This is a genomic window from Pediococcus ethanolidurans, assembly GCF_001437405.1.
Taxonomy (GTDB): domain Bacteria; phylum Bacillota; class Bacilli; order Lactobacillales; family Lactobacillaceae; genus Pediococcus; species Pediococcus ethanolidurans.
Window position 1 is genome coordinate 1 of sequence record NZ_JQBY01000062.1, and the last position, 572, is coordinate 572.

The 572-nt window shown below is 40.6% G+C and carries 1 protein-coding gene; it reads right to left on the reverse strand.

Annotated elements, in window-relative coordinates:
• Positions 1-464: helix-turn-helix domain-containing protein (locus IV87_RS10810; RefSeq protein WP_156407386.1), on the reverse strand; the 464-nt coding region annotated here is incomplete at its 3' end.
• Positions 465-572 lie beyond the last annotated feature (108 nt).

Sequence of the window (572 nt, forward strand, 5' to 3'; positions counted from 1 at the left end):
TTTTTGGGCAAATCACTATTTCGAAGGTTCAACAGGCCTTGATCAATATAACGATAAACGGTGGGAACCGAAGGACATTTGAATTGCGGATAGTCGGCTTGAAATTGGTGGACGAATCCATCGACACCAGCTGATCTAAAGTGCTTTTTTAGCGTCTTGGTTAAGAGATTAAAAAAGTATTTACACGGCTTTAATAAGCCTTTTGAATGACAGTGTGAACGATGCTTTTCATAGACAGCTTGTCCAGCATCAGCATAGTAGTTAGTGAAGAATAAGTAGTTAGTATCACGTTGTTTAACCGTGCCGCGATGTAACTCACGGCTAATCGTACTAGGGCTTCTGTGAAGCTCTCTAGCAATTTCACGAACAGTAACATTTTGGCGACTTAAGGTTTGAATCATGCCTCTTTCTTCAGGTTGTAGTTGTTGATAACCGGACATAGTGCTATTCTTGGTTTGGGTCATGGAGACTCCTTTCTTGAGTTTAGTCACTTTAAGTTTAGGTCTCCATGGCCTATTTTGTCTATTTTTGGTCTAGTTGATCAGGTGTTGCACTTGAATTGTAAATCGGGC